This is a genomic window from Rhodococcus sp. Z13_19A, assembly GCF_058133575.1.
Window position 1 is genome coordinate 207091 of sequence record NZ_JBYUNN010000003.1, and the last position, 20127, is coordinate 227217.

19 protein-coding genes are annotated in these 20127 nt (G+C 72.4%); 14 read left to right on the plus strand and 5 right to left on the minus strand.

Annotated features, from left to right (window positions below; all coding sequences use genetic code 11):
- Positions 1–60: 60 nt before the first annotated feature.
- From ribD to secG, 14 genes are all read left to right on the plus strand, one after another.
- Complete coding sequence (gene ribD, locus AC3YNX_RS12080; protein WP_489995935.1) at positions 61–1080, plus strand: bifunctional diaminohydroxyphosphoribosylaminopyrimidine deaminase/5-amino-6-(5-phosphoribosylamino)uracil reductase RibD; 1020 nt, start codon at positions 61–63, stop codon at positions 1078–1080.
- A gap of 1 nt (position 1081) precedes the next feature.
- Positions 1082–1729: a riboflavin synthase gene (locus tag AC3YNX_RS12085; protein WP_127783127.1), complete on the plus strand. Its 648-nt coding sequence runs from the start codon at positions 1082–1084 to the stop codon at positions 1727–1729.
- Complete coding sequence (locus tag AC3YNX_RS12090) at positions 1726–3021, plus strand: bifunctional 3,4-dihydroxy-2-butanone-4-phosphate synthase/GTP cyclohydrolase II (RefSeq protein ID WP_127783126.1); 1296 nt, start codon at positions 1726–1728, stop codon at positions 3019–3021. Before AC3YNX_RS12085 ends, AC3YNX_RS12090 begins: the two co-directional genes overlap by 4 nt.
- Positions 3018–3521 (plus strand): 6,7-dimethyl-8-ribityllumazine synthase, encoded by a 504-nt coding sequence (ribH, locus tag AC3YNX_RS12095; protein WP_489983048.1) that lies wholly within the window; start codon positions 3018–3020, stop codon positions 3519–3521. The genes AC3YNX_RS12090 and ribH overlap by 4 nt, the downstream gene beginning before the upstream one ends.
- 5 nt (positions 3522–3526) lie before the next feature.
- Entirely contained in the window at positions 3527–4033 is a 507-nt protein-coding gene (locus AC3YNX_RS12100; RefSeq protein ID WP_489983049.1) for a PH domain-containing protein, read from the plus strand.
- Positions 4030–4494: a Rieske (2Fe-2S) protein gene (locus tag AC3YNX_RS12105; RefSeq protein WP_489995616.1), complete on the plus strand. Its 465-nt coding sequence runs from the start codon at positions 4030–4032 to the stop codon at positions 4492–4494. The genes AC3YNX_RS12100 and AC3YNX_RS12105 overlap by 4 nt, the downstream gene beginning before the upstream one ends.
- A 9-nt stretch (positions 4495–4503) precedes the next feature.
- Positions 4504–6606: an excinuclease ABC subunit UvrC gene (gene uvrC / locus AC3YNX_RS12110; protein WP_489995617.1), complete on the plus strand. Its 2103-nt coding sequence runs from the start codon at positions 4504–4506 to the stop codon at positions 6604–6606.
- Positions 6607–6692: 86 nt separating this feature from the next.
- Positions 6693–7544 (plus strand): RNase adapter RapZ, encoded by an 852-nt coding sequence (gene rapZ, locus AC3YNX_RS12115; RefSeq protein WP_241249893.1) that lies wholly within the window; start codon positions 6693–6695, stop codon positions 7542–7544.
- On the plus strand, positions 7541–8614 hold the full coding sequence (locus tag AC3YNX_RS12120) for a gluconeogenesis factor YvcK family protein (RefSeq protein ID WP_489995618.1): 1074 nt from the start codon (positions 7541–7543) through the stop codon (positions 8612–8614). Before rapZ ends, AC3YNX_RS12120 begins: the two co-directional genes overlap by 4 nt.
- Positions 8605–9588 (plus strand): DNA-binding protein WhiA, encoded by a 984-nt coding sequence (gene whiA / locus AC3YNX_RS12125; RefSeq protein ID WP_127783119.1) that lies wholly within the window; start codon positions 8605–8607, stop codon positions 9586–9588. The genes AC3YNX_RS12120 and whiA overlap by 10 nt, the downstream gene beginning before the upstream one ends.
- 209 nt (positions 9589–9797) lie before the next feature.
- Entirely contained in the window at positions 9798–10814 is a 1017-nt protein-coding gene (gene gap / locus AC3YNX_RS12130; RefSeq protein WP_127783118.1) for a type I glyceraldehyde-3-phosphate dehydrogenase, read from the plus strand.
- 8 nt (positions 10815–10822) lie between these two features.
- The gene (locus tag AC3YNX_RS12135) at positions 10823–12028 is read left to right on the plus strand and encodes a phosphoglycerate kinase (RefSeq protein ID WP_489995619.1); all 1206 of its coding nucleotides are present in this window, start codon (positions 10823–10825) and stop codon (positions 12026–12028) included.
- Positions 12028–12828: a triose-phosphate isomerase gene (gene tpiA / locus AC3YNX_RS12140; protein ID WP_489983051.1), complete on the plus strand. Its 801-nt coding sequence runs from the start codon at positions 12028–12030 to the stop codon at positions 12826–12828. Before AC3YNX_RS12135 ends, tpiA begins: the two co-directional genes overlap by 1 nt.
- 112 nt (positions 12829–12940) lie before the next feature.
- Positions 12941–13177, plus strand: coding sequence for a preprotein translocase subunit SecG (gene secG, locus AC3YNX_RS12145; RefSeq protein ID WP_127783115.1), 237 nt, complete (start codon positions 12941–12943; stop codon positions 13175–13177).
- Positions 13178–13270: 93 nt separating this feature from the next.
- Here secG and pgl read toward each other — a convergent pair whose 3' ends face one another.
- Genes pgl through tkt form a run of 5 tightly spaced genes read right to left on the minus strand, consistent with a single transcriptional unit; the run spans position 13271 to position 19892 of the window.
- Positions 13271–14050 carry a 6-phosphogluconolactonase gene (gene pgl, locus AC3YNX_RS12150; protein WP_489995620.1) on the minus strand — a complete coding sequence of 260 codons (780 nt, stop codon included), beginning with the start codon at positions 14048–14050 and terminating at the stop codon, positions 13271–13273.
- A complete protein-coding gene (gene opcA, locus AC3YNX_RS12155) occupies positions 14047–15021 on the minus strand; it encodes a glucose-6-phosphate dehydrogenase assembly protein OpcA (protein ID WP_489983053.1) in 975 nt (324 codons plus the stop codon). Before opcA ends, pgl begins: the two co-directional genes overlap by 4 nt.
- A complete protein-coding gene (gene zwf, locus AC3YNX_RS12160; RefSeq protein WP_241248874.1) occupies positions 15018–16577 on the minus strand; it encodes a glucose-6-phosphate dehydrogenase in 1560 nt (519 codons plus the stop codon). Before zwf ends, opcA begins: the two co-directional genes overlap by 4 nt.
- A gap of 58 nt (positions 16578–16635) precedes the next feature.
- On the minus strand, positions 16636–17802 hold the full coding sequence (gene tal, locus AC3YNX_RS12165; RefSeq protein WP_489995621.1) for a transaldolase: 1167 nt from the start codon (positions 17800–17802) through the stop codon (positions 16636–16638).
- Entirely contained in the window at positions 17799–19892 is a 2094-nt protein-coding gene (tkt, locus tag AC3YNX_RS12170; RefSeq protein WP_489995622.1) for a transketolase, read from the minus strand. Before tkt ends, tal begins: the two co-directional genes overlap by 4 nt.
- Between the last annotated feature and the right edge of the window lie 235 nt (positions 19893–20127).

Below are 20127 nucleotides of genomic sequence, written 5' to 3' on the forward strand. Positions count from 1 at the left end.
GAGGACCAGCGCGAGGAGCAGGACCCCCGCGGCACCCACCCGGTGTCGGTGGACGCCGCCATGGAGCTGGCCGCCGCGCAGGGGGAGCGCGTCCGCGGCACCACCGCCCCCAACCCGCCGGTGGGCTGCGTCATCCTCAACGCCGGCGGCATCGTGGTGGGAGCGGGCGGCACCGCCCCCGCCGGCGGTCCGCACGCGGAGGTGCAGGCGCTGCGCCAGGCCGGCGCGGCGGCCAGGGGCGGCACCGCCGTGGTCACCCTGGAGCCGTGCAACCACCACGGCCGCACCCCGCCGTGCACCGCCGCGCTGGTCGAGGCCGGCATCGCCGCCGTGCACTACGCCGTCGCCGACCCCAACCCCGCGGCCGCCGGGGGAGCTGCGCACCTGGCCGAGCACGGCGTCACCGCGGTGCACGCGCCGCACCAGGTGGTCACCCGCGGTGCTCTGCGGGCCTGGCTGCACCGGCAGCGCACCGGACGCCCGCACGTCACCTACAAGCTGGCCGCCACCCTGGACGGGCGCACCGCCGCCGCCGACGGCACCAGCCGCTGGGTGACCGGCGAGCAGGCCCGCGCCCAGGTGCACGCCGAGCGGGCCCACCTGGACGCCATCGTGGTGGGCACCGGCACCGTGCTGGCCGACGACCCGTGGCTCACCGCTCGGCGCCCGGACGGCAGCCTGGCTGCGCACCAGCCGCTGCGGGTGGTGGTCGGCACCCGGGAGCTGCCCCGCGACGCCAAGGTGCTCGACGGCACCGCGGAGACCCTGCTGGTGCGCACCCACGACCCCCGCGAGGTGCTGGCCGCGCTGGACGGGCTCGACGACGTGCTGCTCGAGGGCGGCGCCACCCTGGCCGGGGCGTTCGTCGCCGCGGGGCTGGTCGACCGTGTCGTTGCTTACATCGCGCCCACCCTGCTGGGGTCCGGGGTGGCGGCCCTGGGGGATGCTGGAGTACGCACCATGACCGATGCGTTGCAGATGGTGACCGAAGACGTCCAGCTGCTGGGCAACGACGTGCGAGTGAGTGCGGTCCCACGAGTGAGTGCGGGGCCGATGGGTGGCCGAGGAGAGGCGGACTGACGTGTTCACCGGAATTGTCGAGGAGCTCGGCCACGTGGTGGCCAAGGAGGACCTCGCGGACGCCGCCCGGTTCACCGTGCAGGGACCGGTGGTCACCTCCGACGCCAAGCACGGCGACTCCATCGCGGTCAACGGCGTGTGCCTGACCGTGGTGGACGTGCTCGGCGAGGGCGCCTTCACCGCGGACGTGATGCACGAGACCCTGCAGCGCAGCAGCCTGGGCGGGCTGACCGCCGACAGCGTGGTCAACCTGGAGCGGGCCGCCTCGCTGAGCAGCCGCCTGGGCGGGCACCTGGTGCAGGGCCACGTGGACGGCACCGGCGAGGTGCTGCAGCGCACCCCCTCCGAGCACTGGGAGCTGGTGCGGATCTCCCTGCCGCAGAGCATCGCCCGCTACGTGGTGGAGAAGGGCTCGATCACCGTCGACGGAGTCTCGCTCACCGTGGCCGCGCTGGACGACAGCTCGTTCACCGTCTCGCTCATCCCCACCACGCTGGAGCTGACCACGCTGGGCCGGGCTCAGCCCGGCACCGTGGTCAACCTGGAGGTTGACGTCATCGCCAAGTACGTCGAGCGACTGCACCTGGCCGGCGGTGCCGGTGGCCAGGCGTGGGATCATGCGGTGACACAGACGGAGGCAGGCACGTGAGCAGGTTCGACAGCATCGAGCGCGCCGTCGCGGACATCGCGGCGGGCAAGGCGGTCGTCGTCGTGGACGACGAGGACCGCGAGAACGAGGGCGACCTGATCTTCGCCGCGGAGAAGTCCACCCCCGAGCTGGTGGCCTTCATGGTCGAGCACACCTCGGGTTACGTGTGCGTGCCGCTGCTCGGTGAGGACTGCGACCGCCTCGGGCTGCCGCCGATGTACTCCACCAACCAGGACAAGCACGGCACCGCCTACACGGTCACCGTGGACGCCCGCGAGGGCATCGGCACGGGCATCTCCGCCACCGACCGCTCCACCACCATCCGCACGCTGGCCGACCCGGCGGCGGGAGCCCACTCGCTCACCCGGCCCGGGCACGTGGTGCCGCTGCGGGCCAAGGAGGGCGGCGTGCTGCGCCGCCCCGGGCACACCGAGGCCGCGGTCGACCTGGCCCGGCTGGCGGGGCTGCAGCCCGCGGGTGTCATCTGCGAGGTGGTCAGCAAGCGGGAGCCCGGCGAGATGGCGCGCACCGACGAGCTGCGCGAGTTCGCCGACGCCCACGACCTGGCCCTGATCTCCATCGCCGACCTGATCACCTGGCGCCGCCGCAACGAGCAGCAGGTGGAGCGGGTGGCCGAGGCCCGCATCCCCACCGTCTACGGCGACTTCGTCGCGGTGGGCTTTCGCAGCCTCTACGACGGCGTGGAGCACGTGGCCCTGGTCCGGGGCTCCATCGGCGACGGCGAGGACCTGCTGGTGCGGGTGCACTCGGAGTGCCTCACCGGCGACGTGTTCGGCTCGCTGCGCTGCGACTGCGGCACCCAGCTGGACGCCGCGCTCGCCGCGGTGGCTGCGGAGAACCGCGGCGTGGTGCTCTACATGCGTGGCCACGAGGGCCGCGGCATCGGTCTGATGCACAAGCTGCAGGCCTACGAGCTGCAGGACGCCGGCTCCGACACCGTGGACGCGAACCTGCTGCTGGGTCTGCCCGCCGACGCCCGTGACTACGGCATCGGCGCCCAGATCCTGGTGAACCTGGGCGTGCAGTCCATGCGGCTGCTCACCAACAACCCCGCCAAGCGGGTGGGGCTGGACGGCTACGGGCTGCGCATCACCGAGCGGGTGGCCATGCCGGTGCGGGCCAACCCGGAGAACCTGCGCTACCTGCGCACCAAGCGCGACCGGATGGGCCACGACCTGGAGGGCCTGGACGACGTGCCCGACGGCGAGCTCGGTGACACCGTGCCCGCCGGTCTCGACCTGCCGCACGTCCCGGCGAGCGGGCGCTCGTGAGCGGCGAGGGAAACCCGGAGCTGGTCCCGGCCGACGCGGCTGGGCTCACCCTGGCCGTGGTGGCCACCCGCTGGCACGCCGAGATCACCGACCAGCTGGTCGGCTGCGCGCTGCGGGTGGCCGAGCAGGCCGGCGTTCGCAGCCCCACCACCGTCCGCGTGGCCGGTGCGGTGGAGCTGCCCGTCGTCGCCCAGCAGCTGGCCCGCACCCACGACGCGGTGGTGGCGCTCGGGCTGGTGGTGCGGGGCGGCACCCCGCACTTCGAGTACGTCTGCGACGCGGTGACCTCCGGGCTCACCCGGGTGGCCCTGGACGAGGGCACGCCGGTCGGCAACGGCGTCCTCACCACCGAGACCATGGACCAGGCGACCGACCGGGCCGGCTTCCCCGACTCCGCCGAGGACAAGGGCGGACAGGCCACCGCGGCGGCCCTGGACGCCGCGCTCACCCTGCGCCAGCTGCGCACGCAAGCAGAAGCACGCACCCAGACAGAAGCATGAGTGCCATGACCGACACCCCCTCCGCCGACCGCAGCGCCGCCCCTGCCCCCGACGAGCTCGTCGTGCTGGTGGCCCGCCCCCGACGCACCAGCCGGGTGGCCGTGGTGGCCGCCGCGGCCATCGCCATCTTCTGGGTGACCATCGCCCTGCTGCTGCACGGCGACCGGACCGGCGTGTACTTCCGTCCCGCCGACCAGGTGGCCATGGCGGTGTTCGGCCTGCTGATGGCCGGCGCCGTGCTGCTGCTGGCCCGGCCCCGGCTGCGCGCGGGCGCCGCGGGCATCGCCGTGCGCAACGTGCTCGGCGAGAAGCTGTACCCGTGGGAGGTGGTGGAGGACGTCAGCTTCCCGCCGGGCTCGTCCTTCGCCCGCATCGAGCTGCCCGACGACGAGTACGCCACCATCCTGGCGCTGCAGTCCACCGACGGGGACCGTGCGGTGACGGCGATGGACCGGCTGCGCGAGATGTACCGCACCTACGGCGACACCACCCGGAGCCAGCGAGACCGATGAGCGTGCACCACCAGGACACCGACCACCAGAACACCCGCTCGACCCCGCGCACCACCCGCCGCACCGTGCTGTGCGGCCTGGGCCTGGGCCTGCTCGCCCCCGGCGCGCTGGCTGCCTGCTCCGCCGGGAAGGTGGGCGGCGGCACCCCGCCGGTCAGCTCGGAGCCAGGCACGGTGCTGGCCGCCCTGGCCGAGGTCCCCGTGGGCGGCGGCGCGGTGGTCAACGGCCCGGACGGCAAGGTGCTGCTCACCCAGCCCACCGCCGGCACCGTCAAGGCCTACCAGGCCGCGTGCCCGCACGCCGGCAGCATCGTCAGCCCGCCATCGGACGGGGTGGTGGTGTGCCCGGCGCACGGCAGCCGCTTCAGCGCCGCCGACGGCGCGGTGCGGCAGGGCCCGGCCCGCACGCCGCTGGTGCCGGTCGCGGTGACCGTCAGCGGACCTGACGTGGTGCTGGCCTAGCCTTGAGCCGTGCCTGACCCGTCCACCTACCGTCCAGCTCCGGGCACCATCCCGGACCAGCCGGGGGTCTACAAGTTCCGCGACCCACACGGCCGCGTCATCTACGTCGGCAAGGCCAAGAGCCTGCGCAGCCGGCTCAGCTCCTACTTCGCCGACCTGTCCGGCCTGCACCCGCGCACCCGGCAGATGGTCACCACCGCCGCCAGCGTGGAGTGGACCGTGGTCGGCACCGAGGTCGAGGCGCTGCAGCTGGAGTACAACTGGATCAAGGAGTTCGACCCGCGGTTCAACGTCCGCTACCGCGACGACAAGACCTACCCGGTGCTCGCGGTGACGCTGAACGAGAAGTACCCGCGGCTGTTCGTCTACCGCGGCCCCAAGAAGAAGGGGGTGCGCTACTTCGGGCCGTACGCCCACGCCTGGGCCATCCGCGAGACCCTGGACCTGCTGCTGCGGGTGTTCCCGGCTCGCACCTGCTCCACCGGGGTGTTCAACCGCCACAAGCAGATCGACCGGCCCTGTCTGCTGGGCTACATCGACAAGTGCTCCGCCCCGTGCACCGGCGCGGTCAGCGCCGAGGAGCACCGGGAGATCGTGGAGGACTTCTGCGACTTCCTCGCCGGGCGCACCGACAAGCTGGTGCGCCAGCTGGAGAAGCAGATGCAGGCGGCGTCGGACGAGCTCGACTTCGAGCGCGCGGCCCGGCTGCGCGACGACGTGGGGGCGCTGCGGCGGGCCATGGAGAAGCAGGCGGTGGTGCTGGGCGACGGCACGGACGCCGACGTGGTGGCCTTCGCCGGGGACGACCTCGAGGCTGCGGTGCAGGTGTTCCACGTGCGCGGCGGCCGGGTGCGGGGCCAGCGCGGCTGGGTGGTGGAGCTCACCGGCGACCTGGCGGGCGACGACGACTCCGCCGACCACAACCCGGCGGGTGACGGGCTGAGCGCCGCCGCCACCGCGTACCTGGTGGAGCAGTTCCTCACCCAGTTCTACGGCGAGCAGGCCGCGCTGGCCGACGGCACCGCGAGCCCGGCCGAGCAGGTGCCCCGCGAGGTGCTGCTGCCCCAGCTGCCCGAGGACTCCGAGGCGCTGGAGCAGTGGCTCAGCGGGCTGCGCGGCTCCAAGGTGCGCCTGCGGGTGCCGCAGCGCGGAGACAAGCGCGACCTGGCCGCCACGGTGGCGCGCAACGCCCAGGAGGCGTTCGCCCAGCACAAGCTGCGCCGCGCCGGTGACCTCACCTCCCGCTCGGCGGCGCTGCAGGGGCTGCAGCGCTCCCTCGGGCTGGACTCCGCGCCGCTGCGCATCGAGTGCGTGGACGTCAGCCACGTGCAGGGCACCGACGTGGTGGCGTCGCTGGTGGTGTTCGAGGACGGCCTGCCCCGCAAGTCCGACTACCGGCACTACGCCATCAAGGAGGCCGCCGGCGGCGGGCACTCCGACGACGTGGCCAGCATCGCCGAGGTCACCCGGCGCCGGTTCCTGCGCCACCACACCAGCACCACCCCACCGGAGTCGGGGGCCTCGCCCGAGCCGGCGCTGCCCACCGACGCCGCCGCCCCGGCCAGCACCGAGCCCGCAGCTGCCCCGGTGGAGGCGGCCCCGCTGGACTCCAGCACCGGCCGTCCGCGGCGCTTCGCCTACCCGCCCAACCTCTACGTGGTGGACGGCGGTGCGCCCCAGGTGGCGGCCGCGGCCGCGGTGCTCGACGAGCTCGGGGTGCGCGACGTGGCGGTGGTCGGGCTGGCCAAGCGCCTGGAGGAGGTGTGGGTGCCGGGGGAGGAGGACCCGGTGATCCTGCCGCGCAGCAGCGAGGAGCTGTACCTGCTGCAGCGCATCCGCGACGAGGCGCACCGCTTCGCCATCACCTTCCACCGCAGCAAGCGCAGCAAGCGGATGACGGCCTCGGCACTGGACTCGGTGCCGGGTCTGGGGGAAAGTCGTCGCAACGCCCTGGTCTCGCACTTCGGATCCGTTGCGCGCCTGCGCAAGGCCAGCCTCGAGCAGATCGTCGAGGTCCCCGGTGTGGGGGCGACCACGGCACGTGCGGTTCTCACCGCGCTGCGCGGAGAGGATGATGCACCAGTGACTGCAGAGCAGGGGGACCGCGCGTGAGCACCGAGCCGGAGGTCGCGACCGAGACGGCCAGCCCAGACCCGGCCAGCCCAGACCCAGGGGGTGCAGAACCCACCGGTGTCGAGGTGGCCATCGTCACCGGCCTGTCCGGGGCGGGGCGCAGCACCGCGGCCAAGGTGCTGGAGGACCTGGGCTGGTTCGTGGTGGACAACCTGCCACCCGAGCTCATCTCCACCGTCGTCGACCTCGGGGCCCAGTCCCGGGCGGGGCTCACCAAGATCGCTGTGGTGATGGACGTGCGCAGCCGTGGGTTCACCACCGACCTGGCCGACGTGATCCGCCAGCTCGACGCCAAGACGCTGCGCCCACGGGTGCTGTTCCTGGAGGCCTCCGACGCGCTGCTCATCCGGCGCTTCGAGCAGGTCCGCCGCAGCCACCCGCTGCAGGGCGACGGCCGCCTGGCCGACGGCATCGCCAAGGAGCGCGAGCTGCTCGCGCCGCTGCGCGCCGAGGCCGACCTGGTCATCGACACCACCTCGCTGTCGGTGCACGACCTGCGCCAGAAGATCGACGACGCCTTCGGCACCGAGGCGACCACGCAGACCAAGGTGATGGTGCTGTCCTTCGGCTACAAGTACGGGCTGCCGATGGACGCCGACCTGGTGGTGGACGTGCGGTTCCTGCCCAACCCGCACTGGCTGCCGGAGCTGCGCAACAACACCGGGCAGGACCCGTCGGTGCGCGACTACGTGCTGGGCCAGGAGGGTGCGGCGGAGTTCCTGGACCGCTACCACGACCTGCTGCGGCTGATGAGCGCCGGCTACCGGCGCGAGGGCAAGCGCTACCTCACCCTCGCCGTGGGCTGCACCGGCGGCAAGCACCGCAGCGTGGCCATCAGCGAGCAGCTGGCCCAGCGGCTCAGCGAGATCGACAACCTGACCGTGCAGGTCGTGCACCGAGACCTGGGACGGGAGTGAGCACCCCCGCGCCGACGGTGGTGGCGCTGGGCGGAGGACACGGTCTGCACGCCACCCTCCGCGCCGCGCGCCACCTGGGCGAGAACGTCACCGCGGTGGTCACCGTGGCCGACGACGGCGGCTCCTCGGGGCGGCTGCGCCGCGAGCTCGGTGCCCTGCCGCCCGGCGACCTGCGGATGGCGCTGGCCGCCCTGGCGGCGGACAGCGAGCACGGCCGGCTGTGGTCGACCGCGGTGCAGCACCGCTTCGGCGGGCACGGCGCGCTCGCCGGGCACCCGGTGGGCAACCTGCTCATCACCGGCCTGGCCGAGGTGCTGGGCGACCCGGTGGCCGCGCTGGACACGGTGGGCTCGCTGCTCGGCATACAGGGCCGGGTGCTGCCGATGAGCCGGGTCCCGCTGGAGATCGAGGCCGACGTGGCGGGGCTGCAGGACGACCCCCGCGTCTCCACCGCCATCCGCGGCCAGGTCGCGGTGGCCACCACCGCCGGGCAGGTCCGCCGGGTGCGGCTGCTGCCGCCCAAGCCGACGGCGTGCTCGGAGGCGGTGGCCGCGGTGCTCGCCGCCGACCTGGTGGTGCTCGGCCCCGGTTCCTGGTTCTCCAGCGTGATCCCGCACGTGCTGGTGCCCGAGCTGCTGGCCGCGATGCTGAACACCAGGGCGCTGCGGGTGGCGGTGCTGAACCTCGCCCCCCAGCCCGGGGAGACGGCGGGGTTCAGCACCGAGCGACACCTGCACGTACTCTCGCAGCACGCTCCCGGGCTTCGCCTCGACGCGGTGGTCGTGGACCGCCGCTCGGTGCACCCGGGCAAGGAGACCGAGCAGGTCAGCCGGGTTGCCCAGCGGCTGGGTGCACGGCTGGTGGTCGCGGACGTGGCCAAGGAGGACACCGAGACGCACGACCCGGCGCTGCTCGGCCAGGTGCTGGCCGACATCCTCGCCCAGGGCGGCTCCGCCGAGGCGGAGGCGGCGGGAACCGTCGCCGCAGACCGGGTCACCCCAGGGCCGAGCAGCCCACACCCGGTCACCCCAGACCCCATCGATGGAGAGGATGCGCCAGCGTGGCGATGACCGCAGCGGTAAAGGACGAGCTGAGCAGGTTGGAGACGACCAAGACCTGCTGTCGCCGAGCCGAGGTGGCTTCGCTCCTGCGCTTCTCGGGCGGTCTGCACATCGTGGCCGGGCGGGTCGTGGTGGAGGCCGAGGTGGACGCGGGCTCGGTGGCCCGGCGGCTGCGCAAGGCCATCCACGAGGTGTACGGCTACCCCTCCGACGTGCACGTGCTCAGCCCGGGCGGGCTGCGCAAGGGCACCCGGTACATGGTGCGGGTGGTCAAGGACGGTGAGGCCCTGGCCCGCCAGACCGGGCTGCTCGACCCCCGCGGCCGTCCGGTGCGCGGCCTGCCCGCGCCCGTGGTGGCCGGCGGGCTCTGCGACGCCGAGGCCGCGTGGCGGGGCGCGTTCCTCGCCCACGGCTCGCTCACCGAGCCCGGCCGCTCCTCCGCCATGGAGGTGGGCTGCCCGGGACCTGAGGCGGCCATGGCGCTGGTGGGGGCCGCCCGCCGGCTGGGCATCACCGCCAAGGCGCGTGAGGTCCGCGGTGCCGACCGGGTGGTGGTGCGCGACGGGGAGGCCATCGGTGCGCTGCTCACCAAGATGGGTGCCCAGGACGTGCGGCTGACCTGGGAGGAGCGCCGGATGCGGCGCGAGGTCCGGGCCACCGCCAACCGGCTGGCCAACTTCGACGACGCGAACCTGCGCCGCTCCGCCCGCGCGGCGGTGGCGGCGGCGGCCCGGGTGGACCGCGCGCTGCAGATCCTGGGTGACGACGTGCCCGAGCACCTCGCGGCGGCGGGCACGCTGCGGGTGCAGCACCGGCAGGCCTCGCTGGAGGAGCTGGGGCAGCTGGCCGACCCGCCGATGACCAAGGACGCGGTGGCCGGACGTATTCGCCGGCTGCTGTCCATGGCCGACCGCCGAGCCAGGGAGACCGGTGTTCCTGACACCGAGTCCGTGGTCACCGCAGACATGCTGGACGAGGGTTAGAACCCACGCGCACAGGCCGGTAAGGTAGGCCGCAAGCAGGTCCGCACGGGTGATCGACGCCGTCAGACGGCCATTTTCACCGCTCGTGGGAATGGACTTGCGACCAGCAACGATTCACCGCCGCTGCTCTTGGTGGCACCGAGTTTCTCGCGGTACTGAGCTTTGGCAACACCGAGTTTCCAGCGACATCCGATGATGAGGAGTGCACTGTGACGGTCCGGGTAGGCGTGAACGGCTTCGGTCGTATTGGTCGGAACTTCTTCCGGGCGGTGGAGGCGCAGCGCGCGGCCGGCTCCACCGACATCGAGATCGTGGCGGTGAACGACCTGACTCCGCCGGAGAGCCTCGCGCACCTGCTCAAGTACGACTCCATCCTGGGCCGCCTGCCGCAGGAGGTCTCCGTCGACGGTGACTACATCGTCGTGGGCGAGCAGCGCATCAAGGCCCTCGCCATCAAGGAGGGCCCCTCGGCCCTGCCCTGGGGCGAGCTGAACGTCGACGTGGTCATCGAGTCCACCGGCATCTTCACCGACGCCGACAAGGCCCGCGGCCACCTCGACGCCGGCGCCAAGAAGGTCATCGTCTCCGCGCCCGCCAAGGGTGAGGACCTGACCGTGGTCATGGGCGTCAACGACGGCGACTACGACGGCAGCCAGGACATCATCTCCAACGCCTCCTGCACCACCAACTGCCTCGGCCCGATGGCCAAGGTCCTGGACGAGGCGTTCGGCATCGAGCGTGGCCTGATGACCACCATCCACGCCTACACCGCCGACCAGAACCTGCAGGACGGCCCGCACAAGGACCCGCGCCGCGCCCGCGCCGCCGCCCTCAACGTGGTGCCCACCTCCACCGGTGCCGCCAAGGCGATCAGCCTGGTGCTGCCCCAGCTGAAGGGCAAGCTCGACGGCTACGCGCTGCGCGTGCCCGTGCCGACCGGCTCCGCCACCGACCTCACCGTCACCGTCTCCAAGCCGGTCACGGTGGAGCAGGTCAACGAGGCGTTCCGCGCGGCCGCCGACGGCGAGCTCAAGGGCATCCTGGTCTACACCGAGGCGCCCATCGTGTCCTCCGACATCGTCACCGACCCGGCGTCGTGCATCTTCGACTCCGGCCTCACCAAGGTGATCGACAACCAGGTCAAGATCGTCGGCTGGTACGACAACGAGTGGGGCTACTCCAACCGCCTGGTTGACCTCACCGGTCTCGTCGGCTCCAAGCTCTGAGCCGGGCTGTGCAGACTCTGCAGGACCTCCTGGACGCGGGCGTCGCAGGACGCACCGTCCTGGTGCGCTCGGACCTCAACGTCCCGCTCGAGGACGGCACCATCACCGATGCCGGCCGCATCGAGGCCTCGGCCCCGACGCTGACCACGCTGGCTGAGGCCGGCGCCCGGGTGATCGTCACCGCGCACCTGGGTCGCCCCAAGGGCGAGCCCGACCCCGCGCTGTCGCTGGGCCCGGTCGCGGCTCGGCTCGGCGACGCGCTCGGCCGCCAGGTGGCCCTGGCCGACGACGTGGTGGGCCCCTCGGCCCGGCGCCTCGCGGCCGACCTGGCCGACGGCGACGTGCTGCTGCTGGAGAACATCCGGTTCGACCCGCGCGAGACGTCCAAGTCCGACGAGGAGCGCGGCGAGCTGGCGGACGCGCTGGTGTCGCTCACCGGCACCAACGGCGCGTTCGTCTCCGACGGGTTCGGTGTGGTGCACCGCAAGCAGGCGTCGGTATACGACGTGGCCCAGCGCCTGCCGCACCACGCCGGGCTGCTGGTCGAGGCGGAGGTGAAGGTGCTCGCCACCCTCACCGGCGACTCGCCCAAGCCGTACGCGGTGGTGCTGGGTGGGTCCAAGGTGAGCGACAAGCTGTCGGTCATCGAGGCCCTCGCACCGAAGGTCGACGCGCTGTTCATCGGCGGCGGGATGTGCTTCACCTTCCTGGCCGCCCAGGGACACATGGTCGGCGACTCGCTGCTGCAGCCGGAGATGATCGAGACCTGCCGCGACCTGCTCGAGCGGTTCGGCGAGAAGATCCACCTGCCCGTCGACCTGGTCGTCGCGGAGGCCTTCTCCGGCACCGTGCCGGTGCAGACCGTGCCCGCCACCGAGATCCCGGTGGGCCACATGGGTCTGGACATCGGCCCGGCCACGGTGGAGCGCTTCACCGGTGGTCTGCTGCAGGCGAGGACGATCTTCTGGAACGGCCCGATGGGCGTGTTCGAGATGTCCAACTTCGCCGGTGGTACCCGAGGCGTGGCCGAGGCCATCATCTCCGCCACCCGCGACGGTGCGTTCAGCGTGGTCGGTGGCGGTGACTCCGCCGCGGCGGTGCGCCTGCTGGACCTGCCCGAGGACGGCTTCTCGCACATCTCCACCGGTGGTGGGGCGTCGCTGGAGTACCTCGAGGGCAAAGAGCTCCCCGGCCTCGCAGTGCTGGAGGCGTGATGACGACGGCAAAGAGCTCTCGCACCCCGCTGATCGCGGGCAACTGGAAGATGAACCTCAACCACCTCGAGGCCATCGCCCTGGTGCAGAAGATCGCGTTCGCCCTGCCGGACAAGTACTTCGACAAGGTGGACGTGGCGGTCGTGCCGCCCTTCACCGACATCCGCAGCGTGCAGACCCTGATCGACGGGGACAAGCTGCGGCTGACCTACGGGGCCCAGGACGTCTCGGCGCACGACTCGGGTGCCTACACCGGTGAGATCAGCGGCTCCATGCTGGCCAAGCTGGGCTGCACCTACGTGGTGGTCGGACACTCCGAGCGCCGCAGCATGCACGCGGAGACCGACGCCGTGGTCTCGGCCAAGGTCGCTGCGGCCTTCCGGCACGGCCTCACGCCCATCGTGTGCGTGGGGGAGGGCCTGGAGGTCCGCGAGGCTGGTGACCAGGTGAGCTACTCGGTCAACCAGCTGCGTGGTTCGCTCGCGGGCTGCACCCCGGAGCAGGTGGCGTCCGTGGTGGTCGCCTACGAGCCGGTGTGGGCCATCGGCACCGGGCGGGTGGCCACTCCGGCCGACGCCCAGGAGGTGTGCGGTGCGCTGCGCAAGGAGCTCGTGGAGCTCGGCGGCGCCGCCGCCGGGGCTGCGGTCCGCGTGCTCTACGGCGGCTCGGTGACCTCCAAGAACGTCGGCGAGATCGTCGCCGAGAACGACGTCGACGGTGCCCTCGTCGGCGGCGCGAGCCTCAAGGGCGAGGAGTTCGCCACCCTGTGCGCGATCGCCGCTGGGGGACCGCTGCCCTGAGCCGGACACGTCCTGGTCGCCGCCACCCGAGAGGGGGCGGCGACCAGGGCGTTAGGCTGGGCGCGCGCACGACCGAGACCGACCACCGAGCGACCAAAGAGCTAGGACTTACATGAAGCTGTTCCTGCAGATTGTGCTCATCATCGCCAGCATGGCGCTGATCCTGCTCATCCTGCTGCACCGCGGCAAGGGCGGCGGACTGTCCACCCTCTTCGGTGGTGGCGTGCAGTCGAACCTGTCCGGCTCGAACGTGGTGGAGAAGAACCTCGACCGGATCACCATCTTCATCGGCCTGATCTGGGTGGTCTGCATCGTCGGCATCGGCCTGGCGATCAAGCTCGACGTCTGAGCGCCGCCCACTGATCGACCAGCACAGCTGATCTCACGACGCCGCCCGGCCGTCCCGCGAGGGACCGCCGGGCGGCGTCGTGTCGGTCCGCGGCTAGCTCAGCGGCGGCAGCAGCTCCCGGGGCAGGCGCGCCGCGGCGGAGCGGTCCAGCGCCCACAGGGTGCGTCGCTGGCCGGTGGCCCCCGCGGCGGGCAGAGCCACCTCGCCCGCGCCCTCCAGCGCCAGCTGCACCGCGGCTGCCTTGGCCTCCCCGGCCACGCACAGCCACACCTGGGCGGCCTGCCGGATGGCGGGCAGGGTCAGGGAGATGCGGGTGGGCGGCGGCTTGGGGCAGCCGCGCACCCCCACAACGCTGCGCTCGGTCTCGTGCACCGCTGGTGACTCGGGAAAGATCGACGCCACGTGGCCCTCGCCGCCCATGCCCAGCATCAGCACGTCGAAGCGAGGTACCGCGCCGTGGTCCTCCGGCTGGGCCTGCCCGGCGAGCACCGCTGCGTACCGCCGGGCGGCCGCCTCCGGGTCGTCGCCGTCGGGTCCGTCCGAGGCCGGCATGGCGAACACCCGCTCGGGATCGACCCCGACGTGGTCCAGCAGGGCGAGCCGCGCCTGCGTCTCGTTGCGCTCCGGGTCGCCGGCGGGCAGGAAGCGCTCGTCGCCGAAGTACACGTCCACCCTGGACCAGTCCACCGCGTAGCAGGCGGGGGAGCTGCGCAGCTGCTCCAGCAGGGCGATGCCCACCCCACCGCCGGTGAGCACCACCGAGGCGCTGCCCTTGGCCGTCTGCGCGTCCACCAGCGTGGTCACCAGCCGAGCCGCCAGGGCCGCAGCCAGCACGTCCGCGTTGCTGTGCACCACCACCTGCGGCGTGCTCACACCATCTCCTCGTGGCTGGCCGAGCCGTCGTCCGCCGCGAACCGGGAGGTCGCCGACCGGGATCGCTTCACCATGGTCAGCCCCTGCAGCGCGCGGGCGTAGATCTCGTCGGAGTCCAGCCGCCGCATCTCCTCGGACAGGCACTCCTTGATCTGGCGGCGCCCCAGCGCCACCGCCCGGTCGGGCTGGCCGGGCTGGGTGAGCACCCCCGCGGTGCCGGCCGGGCGCACCAGCGCCACCGGGCCGGACACCCGGTCCAGCACCACCGAGCCCAGGCCCTCGCCCTTGCGCACCCGTTTGACCGGCACGTCCAGGAACGCCGCGAGCCACCCGGCCAGCAGGTCCGAGGAGGGGGAGTCGGGTCCACCGGTGACCGTCGCCGAGCGCACCGGGTCGTAGGGCGGCTGGTCCAGCGCGCTGGCCAGCAGGGCCCGCCAGGTGGTCAGCCGGCTCCACGACAGGTCGGTGTCGCCGGGGGCGTAGCTCGCCGCGCGCTGCAGCAGGGCACGACCGGGGTTCTTGGACGAGGACGCGTCGGTGATCCGCCGGGTGGCGAGCTGGCCCACCGGGTCGGCGGCGGGGTTGGCCGGCGGCTCGCCGGGCCACCAGGCCATCACCGGGGTGTCCGGCAGGAGGAAGGGCACCGCGGCGCTGGCGGCGTGGTCAGCGAGCGGGCCGTACAGCCGCAGCACCACCACCTCCGAGGCGCCGGCGTCACCGCCCACCCGGATCTGTGCGTCCAGGCGGGTGGCGGCCTTGCGGGCACCGCGAGCCAGCACGATCACCCGGCAGGGGTGCTCCCGGCTGGCGTCGTTGGCCGCGTCGATGATGGCCTCGGTCTGCACGTTGTCGTCGGTGGAGATCACCAGGGTGAGCACCCGCCCGAGGGTGACCGCGCCGCCGCTCTTGCGGAGGTCGACGATCTGCCGGTTCACCTTGCCGGTGGTGGTGGCCGGGAGGTCGATGATCATGGTCGTCTCCAGCTGCGGCCGCTGCGGGCCATCATCTCGTGCGCCGACTCCGGTCCCCAGGTGCCCGAGACGTAGGGCTCGGGGCGCCCCTCCGCGGCCCAGTGCCGGATGACCGGGTCGAGGATCTTCCAGGACAGCTCCACCTCGGCGTTCACCGGGAACAGCGACGGCTCGCCCAGCAGCACGTCCAGGATGAGCCGCTCGTAGGCCTCGGGGGAGGACTCGGTGAAGGCCTGGCCGTAGCTGAAGTCCATGCTCACGTCGCGCACCTCCATCCCGCTGCCGGGGACCTTGGAGCCGAAGCGCATGGTGATGCCCTCGTCGGGCTGCACCCGGATGACCAGTGCGTTCTGGCCCAGCTCCTCGGTCATGGTGCTGTCGAAGGGCAGGTGTGGCGCCCGCTTGAACACCACCGCGATCTCGGTGACCCGCCGGCCCAGCCGCTTGCCGGTGCGCAGGTAGAACGGCACCCCCGCCCAGCGGCGGGTGTCCACGTCCACGGTGATCGCCGCGAACGTCTCGGTGGTGGAGTCCTTGGCGAAGCCCTCCTCCTCCAGCAGCCCCACCACCTGCTGGCCGCCCTGCCAGCCGCCGGTGTACTGCCCGCGGGCGGTGGTGTCGTCCAGCGGCTGCACCAGCCGGGTGGCGGAGAGCACCTTGATCTTCTCGGCCTGCAGCTCGTGCGGGTCGAAGCTGATCGGCTCCTCCATGGCGATGAACGCCAGCAGCTGCAGCAGGTGGTTCTGGATGACGTCGCGGGCGGCGCCGATGCCGTCGTAGTAGCCGGCCCGGCCACCGAGCCCGATGTCCTCGGCCATGGTGATCTGCACGTGGTCGACGTAGTGGGCGTTCCAGATCGGGTCGAACAGCTGGTTGGCGAAGCGCAGCGCCAGGATGTTCTGCACCGTCTCCTTGCCGAGGTAGTGGTCGATGCGGAACACCGAGTCCTCGGGGAACACCTCGTTGACCACCGCGTTGAGCTCGCGGGCGCTCTGCAGGTCGTGGCCGAAGGGCTTCTCGATCACCACCCGCCGCCACTCCCCGTCGGTCTGCTTGGCCAGGCCCGAGCGGGACAGCTGCTCGCAGACGGTGGGGAACGCCGCCGGCGGCACCGACAGGTAGAAGGCGTGGTTGCCGCCGGTGCCCCGCACCCGGTCGAGCTCGGCGAGGGTGGCGGCCAGGCTGTCGAACGCCGCGTCGTCGTCGAAGCTGCCCTGCACGAAGCGGAACCCCTCGGCGAGGGCGTTCCAGACGTCCTCGCGGAACGGCGTGCGGGCGTACTCGCGCACCGCGTCGTGCACCACCTTGCCGAAGTCCTCGTCGGCCCACTCCCGCCGGGCGAACCCGACGAGCGCGAAGCCGGGCGGCAGCAGGCCTCGGTTGGCCAGGTCGTACACGGCCGGCATCAGCTTCTTGCGGGCCAGGTCACCGGTGACGCCGAAGATCACCAGGCCACAAGGCCCGGCGATCCTCGGCAGCCGCTTGTCCCTGCTGTCACGCAGCGGGTTGACCCAGCCCTCGGCCAGCGGGTTGGTCCACCCGGCGGAAGGGGCCACTAGGTACTCCTCGGTGTCGCTCGACGTTCGTTGCTCGGGGCGGGTGGGCCGGCCGTGCTCAGGCCTTCGCGGCGCTGTCCAGCTGGCCCTGCACGGTCTCGGACAGCTCGGACCAGGAGCCCATGAACTTCTCCACGCCCTCGTTCTCCAGCGCGAGGAAGACCTCGGTGATGTCGATGCCCACGCGCTCCAGGCTGTCGAACACCTCCTGGGCGGCCACCGAGGTGTCGCTGACGGTGTCGCCGGTGACCACGCCGTGGTCGGCGAAGGCCTCCAGGGTCTTCTCCGGCATGGTGTTCACCGTGTTCGGCGCCACGAGCTCGCTGACGTACATGGTGTCGGAGTAGTCGGGGTTCTTCACTCCGGTGGAGGCCCACAGCGGGCGCTGCGGGCGGGCGCCCTCCTTGGCCAGCTCGGCCCAGCGGGAGCCGACCTGGAAGACCTCCTCGAAGGCGCCGTAGGCCAGGCGGGCGTTGGCCAGGGCAGCCTTGCCGCGCAGCTCCATCGCCTCCGGGGTGCCGATGGCCTCCAGGCGCTTGTCCACCTCGCTGTCCACGCGGGAGACGAAGAACGACGCCACGCTCTCGATGGTGGCGAGGTCGTGCCCGGCCGTCCTGGCCTGCTCCAGCCCGTCGAGGAAGGCGTCGATCACCGCACGGTGCCGCTCGACGGAGAAGATCAGGGTCACGTTGACGCTGATTCCCTGGGCCAGGGTCTGGGTGATGGCCGACAGCCCCTCCTCGGTGGCGGGGATCTTGATCATCGCGTTCGGCCGGTCGACGATCTTCCACAGCTCGACCGCCTGCTCGACGGTCTTGTCGGTCTCGTGCGCCAGGCGTGGGTCGACCTCGATGGAGACCCGGCCGTCGCGGCCGCTGCTGGCCTCCCACGCCGGGCGCAGGACGTCGCAGGCCTCCCGGACGTCGTCGGTGGTCAGCACCCGCACGGTGGTGTCGAGGTCAGCGCCCTGGGCGGCCAGCTCACGCAGCTGGGCGTCGTAGGCGTCGCCCTTGGACAGCGCCCCGGCGAAGATCGTCGGGTTGGTGGTGACGCCCACGACGCTGCGGGTCTGCACCAGCTGCGCCAGGTTCCCGGTGCGCAGCCGCTCCCGGGAGAGGTCGTCCAGCCACACGCTCACCCCGGCCGCCGACAGCGCGGCCAGGTTCGGGTTCTGCTCGGTCGCAGGGCCGGTGCCTGCGGTGTTCACGTCTGTCATGGTTGTCATGCCTCCACTCGGGCGAGGGACCGCTGCGCGGCAGCCGTCACCGCCTCATCGGTGATGCCGAACTCTCGGTAGAGCGTCTCGTAGTCGGCGGACGCACCGAAGTGGTCGAGGCCGACGATCTCGCCGGCGTCCCCGACGTAGCGGTACCAGGTCAGCGGCGACGCCGCCTCCACCGCCACGCGGGCCTTGACCGCGGCGGGGAGCACGGACTCCCGGTAGTCGGCGTCCTGCTCCTCGAACCACTCCACGCAGGGCATGGAGACCACGCGCGCACCGATCCCCTGTGCCTCCAGGGTCTCCCGGGTGGCCACCGCGATCTGCAGCTCGGAGCCGGTGCCGATGAGGATCACCTGCAGCGGACCCGCCTCGGCGTCCTGCAGCACGTAGCCGCCGCGGGCGACGCCCTCGGTGCTGGTGCCCGCCAGGATCGGGATGTTCTGCCGGGTGAGCGCCAGACCAGCGGGGCCCTCGGGGCGCTCCAGCACGGCCTTCCAGGCGGCGGCGGTCTCGTTGGCGTCGCCAGGGCGCACCACGCTGAAGCCGGGGATGGCCCGCAGCGTGGCCAGGTGCTCGATCGGCTGGTGGGTGGGGCCGTCCTCGCCGAGGCCGATGGAGTCGTGCGTCCAGACGTGGATCACGGCCGACTTCATCAGCGCGGCCAGCCGTAGCGCGGGACGCTCGTAGTCGCTGAACACCAGGAAGGTGCCGCCGTAGGGGCGGGTGGGCCCGTGCAGCGCGATGCCGTTGAGCGCCGCCGCCATGGCGTGCTCGCGGACCCCGAAGTGCAGGGTGCGTCCGTAGGGCTGGGCGGTCCAGGTGTCGGTGGAGATCGACGTGGGGCCGAAGGAGTCCGAGCCCTTGATGGTGGTGTTGTTGCTGCCGGCCAGGTCGGCCGAGCCGCCCCACAGCTCGGGCAGCACCGGGCCGAGGGCGTTGAGCACGGCCTCCGACGCCTTGCGGGTGGCCACGGCCTTGTCGTCGGTGGACCAGGTGGGGAGATTCTCGGCGTAGCCGTCGGGCAGCGTGCGGCCCAGGAGCCGGTCCAGCAGCTGCTTGCGCTCGGGCTCGCGCTCGGCCCAGGCCTGGAAGGTGGGCTCCCAGTCCTCGTGCGCCGTGGTGCCGCGGTCCTTGGCCTGCCGGGTGTGCTTGATGACCTCGTCGCTCACCTCGAAGGACTTCTCCGGGTCGAAGCCCAGCTCCTTCTTGACGGCGGCGACCTCCTCGTCGCCGAGGGCGGCACCGTGCGCGGCACCGGTGTTCATCTTCTTCGGGGCGGGGTAGCCGATGATGGTGCGCAGCACGATGATCGAGGGACGGCTCGTCTCGTCCCGGGCTGCCAGCAGCGCCCGCTCGATGGCCACGACGTCCTCGCCGCCCTCCACCACCTGCACGTGCCAGCCGTAGGCCTCGTAGCGCTTGGCGGTGTCCTCGCTCAGCGCGATGTCGGTGTTGTCCTCGATGGAGATCTTGTTGTCGTCGTAGATCACCACGAGGTTGCCGAGCTGTTGGGTGCCGGCGAGCGAGGACGCCTCGGAGGTGATGCCCTCCTCGATGTCACCGTCGGAGGCGATCACGTAGACGTGGTGGTCGAACGGGCTCTCGCCCAGCTCCGGCTCCGGGTCGAACAGGCCGCGCTCACGGCGGGCCGCCATCGCCATGCCCACGGCCGAGGCCAGCCCCTGGCCCAGCGGGCCGGTGGTGATCTCGATGCCCGGGGTGTGCCGGTGCTCGGGGTGGCCGGGGGTGGCCGAGCCCCAGGTGCGCAGCTCCTTGAGGTCCTGCAGCTCCAACCCGTAGCCGGCCAGGTACAGCTGGATGTACAGCGTCAGGCTGGAGTGCCCGGCGGAGAGCACGAAGCGGTCGCGACCGATCCAGTCCGCGTCCGTGGGGTCGTGGCGCATCACCCGCTGGAAGAGGGTGTAGGCCAGCGGCGCCAGGCTCATCGCGGTGCCGGGGTGGCCGTTGCCCTTGTGCTGCACGGCGTCGGCGGCCAGCACCCGCGCGGTGTCCACGGCGCGGGTGTCCAGCTCCGACCAGCCGTCGGGGTAGTTGGGTCGAGTGAGGGCACTGATCTCGGCGGTCACCGGCACGTCGTGGGGCTCCTGACACTGTTGCTGGGTGGGACCAGCGGTGAGACCCGACGTCAACGCCGTGCGGCGCACAAGGTGGCGTCGGGGTCCTGCCTCCGGTTGCCCGTTGTCTGCGGCCAAGCCTAGTGCGGCTGCACCACAATGACGATGTCGGCGATGATCTTGGGCGCCACCGGCTGCCGATGCCCCCGTCACCCCGGGGCTGACGTTCTCGCCACACTCCTCGGTGCGGGGC

What these genes read in the sequence shown, in the direction of transcription:
- ribD (WP_489995935.1), top strand. Translation starts at nt 61, where the DNA reads ATGGAGCTGGCCGCCGCGCAGGGGGAGCGCGTCCGCGGCACCACCGCC.
- AC3YNX_RS12100 (WP_489983049.1), top strand. Translation starts at nt 3,527, where the DNA reads ATGACCGACACCCCCTCCGCCGACCGCAGCGCCGCCCCTGCCCCCGAC.
- AC3YNX_RS12105 (WP_489995616.1), top strand. Translation starts at nt 4,030, where the DNA reads ATGAGCGTGCACCACCAGGACACCGACCACCAGAACACCCGCTCGACC.
- tpiA (WP_489983051.1), top strand. Translation starts at nt 12,028, where the DNA reads ATGACGACGGCAAAGAGCTCTCGCACCCCGCTGATCGCGGGCAACTGG.
- secG (WP_127783115.1), top strand. Translation starts at nt 12,941, where the DNA reads ATGAAGCTGTTCCTGCAGATTGTGCTCATCATCGCCAGCATGGCGCTG.
- opcA (WP_489983053.1), bottom strand. Translation starts at nt 15,021, where the DNA reads ATGATCATCGACCTCCCGGCCACCACCACCGGCAAGGTGAACCGGCAG.
- tal (WP_489995621.1), bottom strand. Translation starts at nt 17,802, where the DNA reads ATGACAACCATGACAGACGTGAACACCGCAGGCACCGGCCCTGCGACC.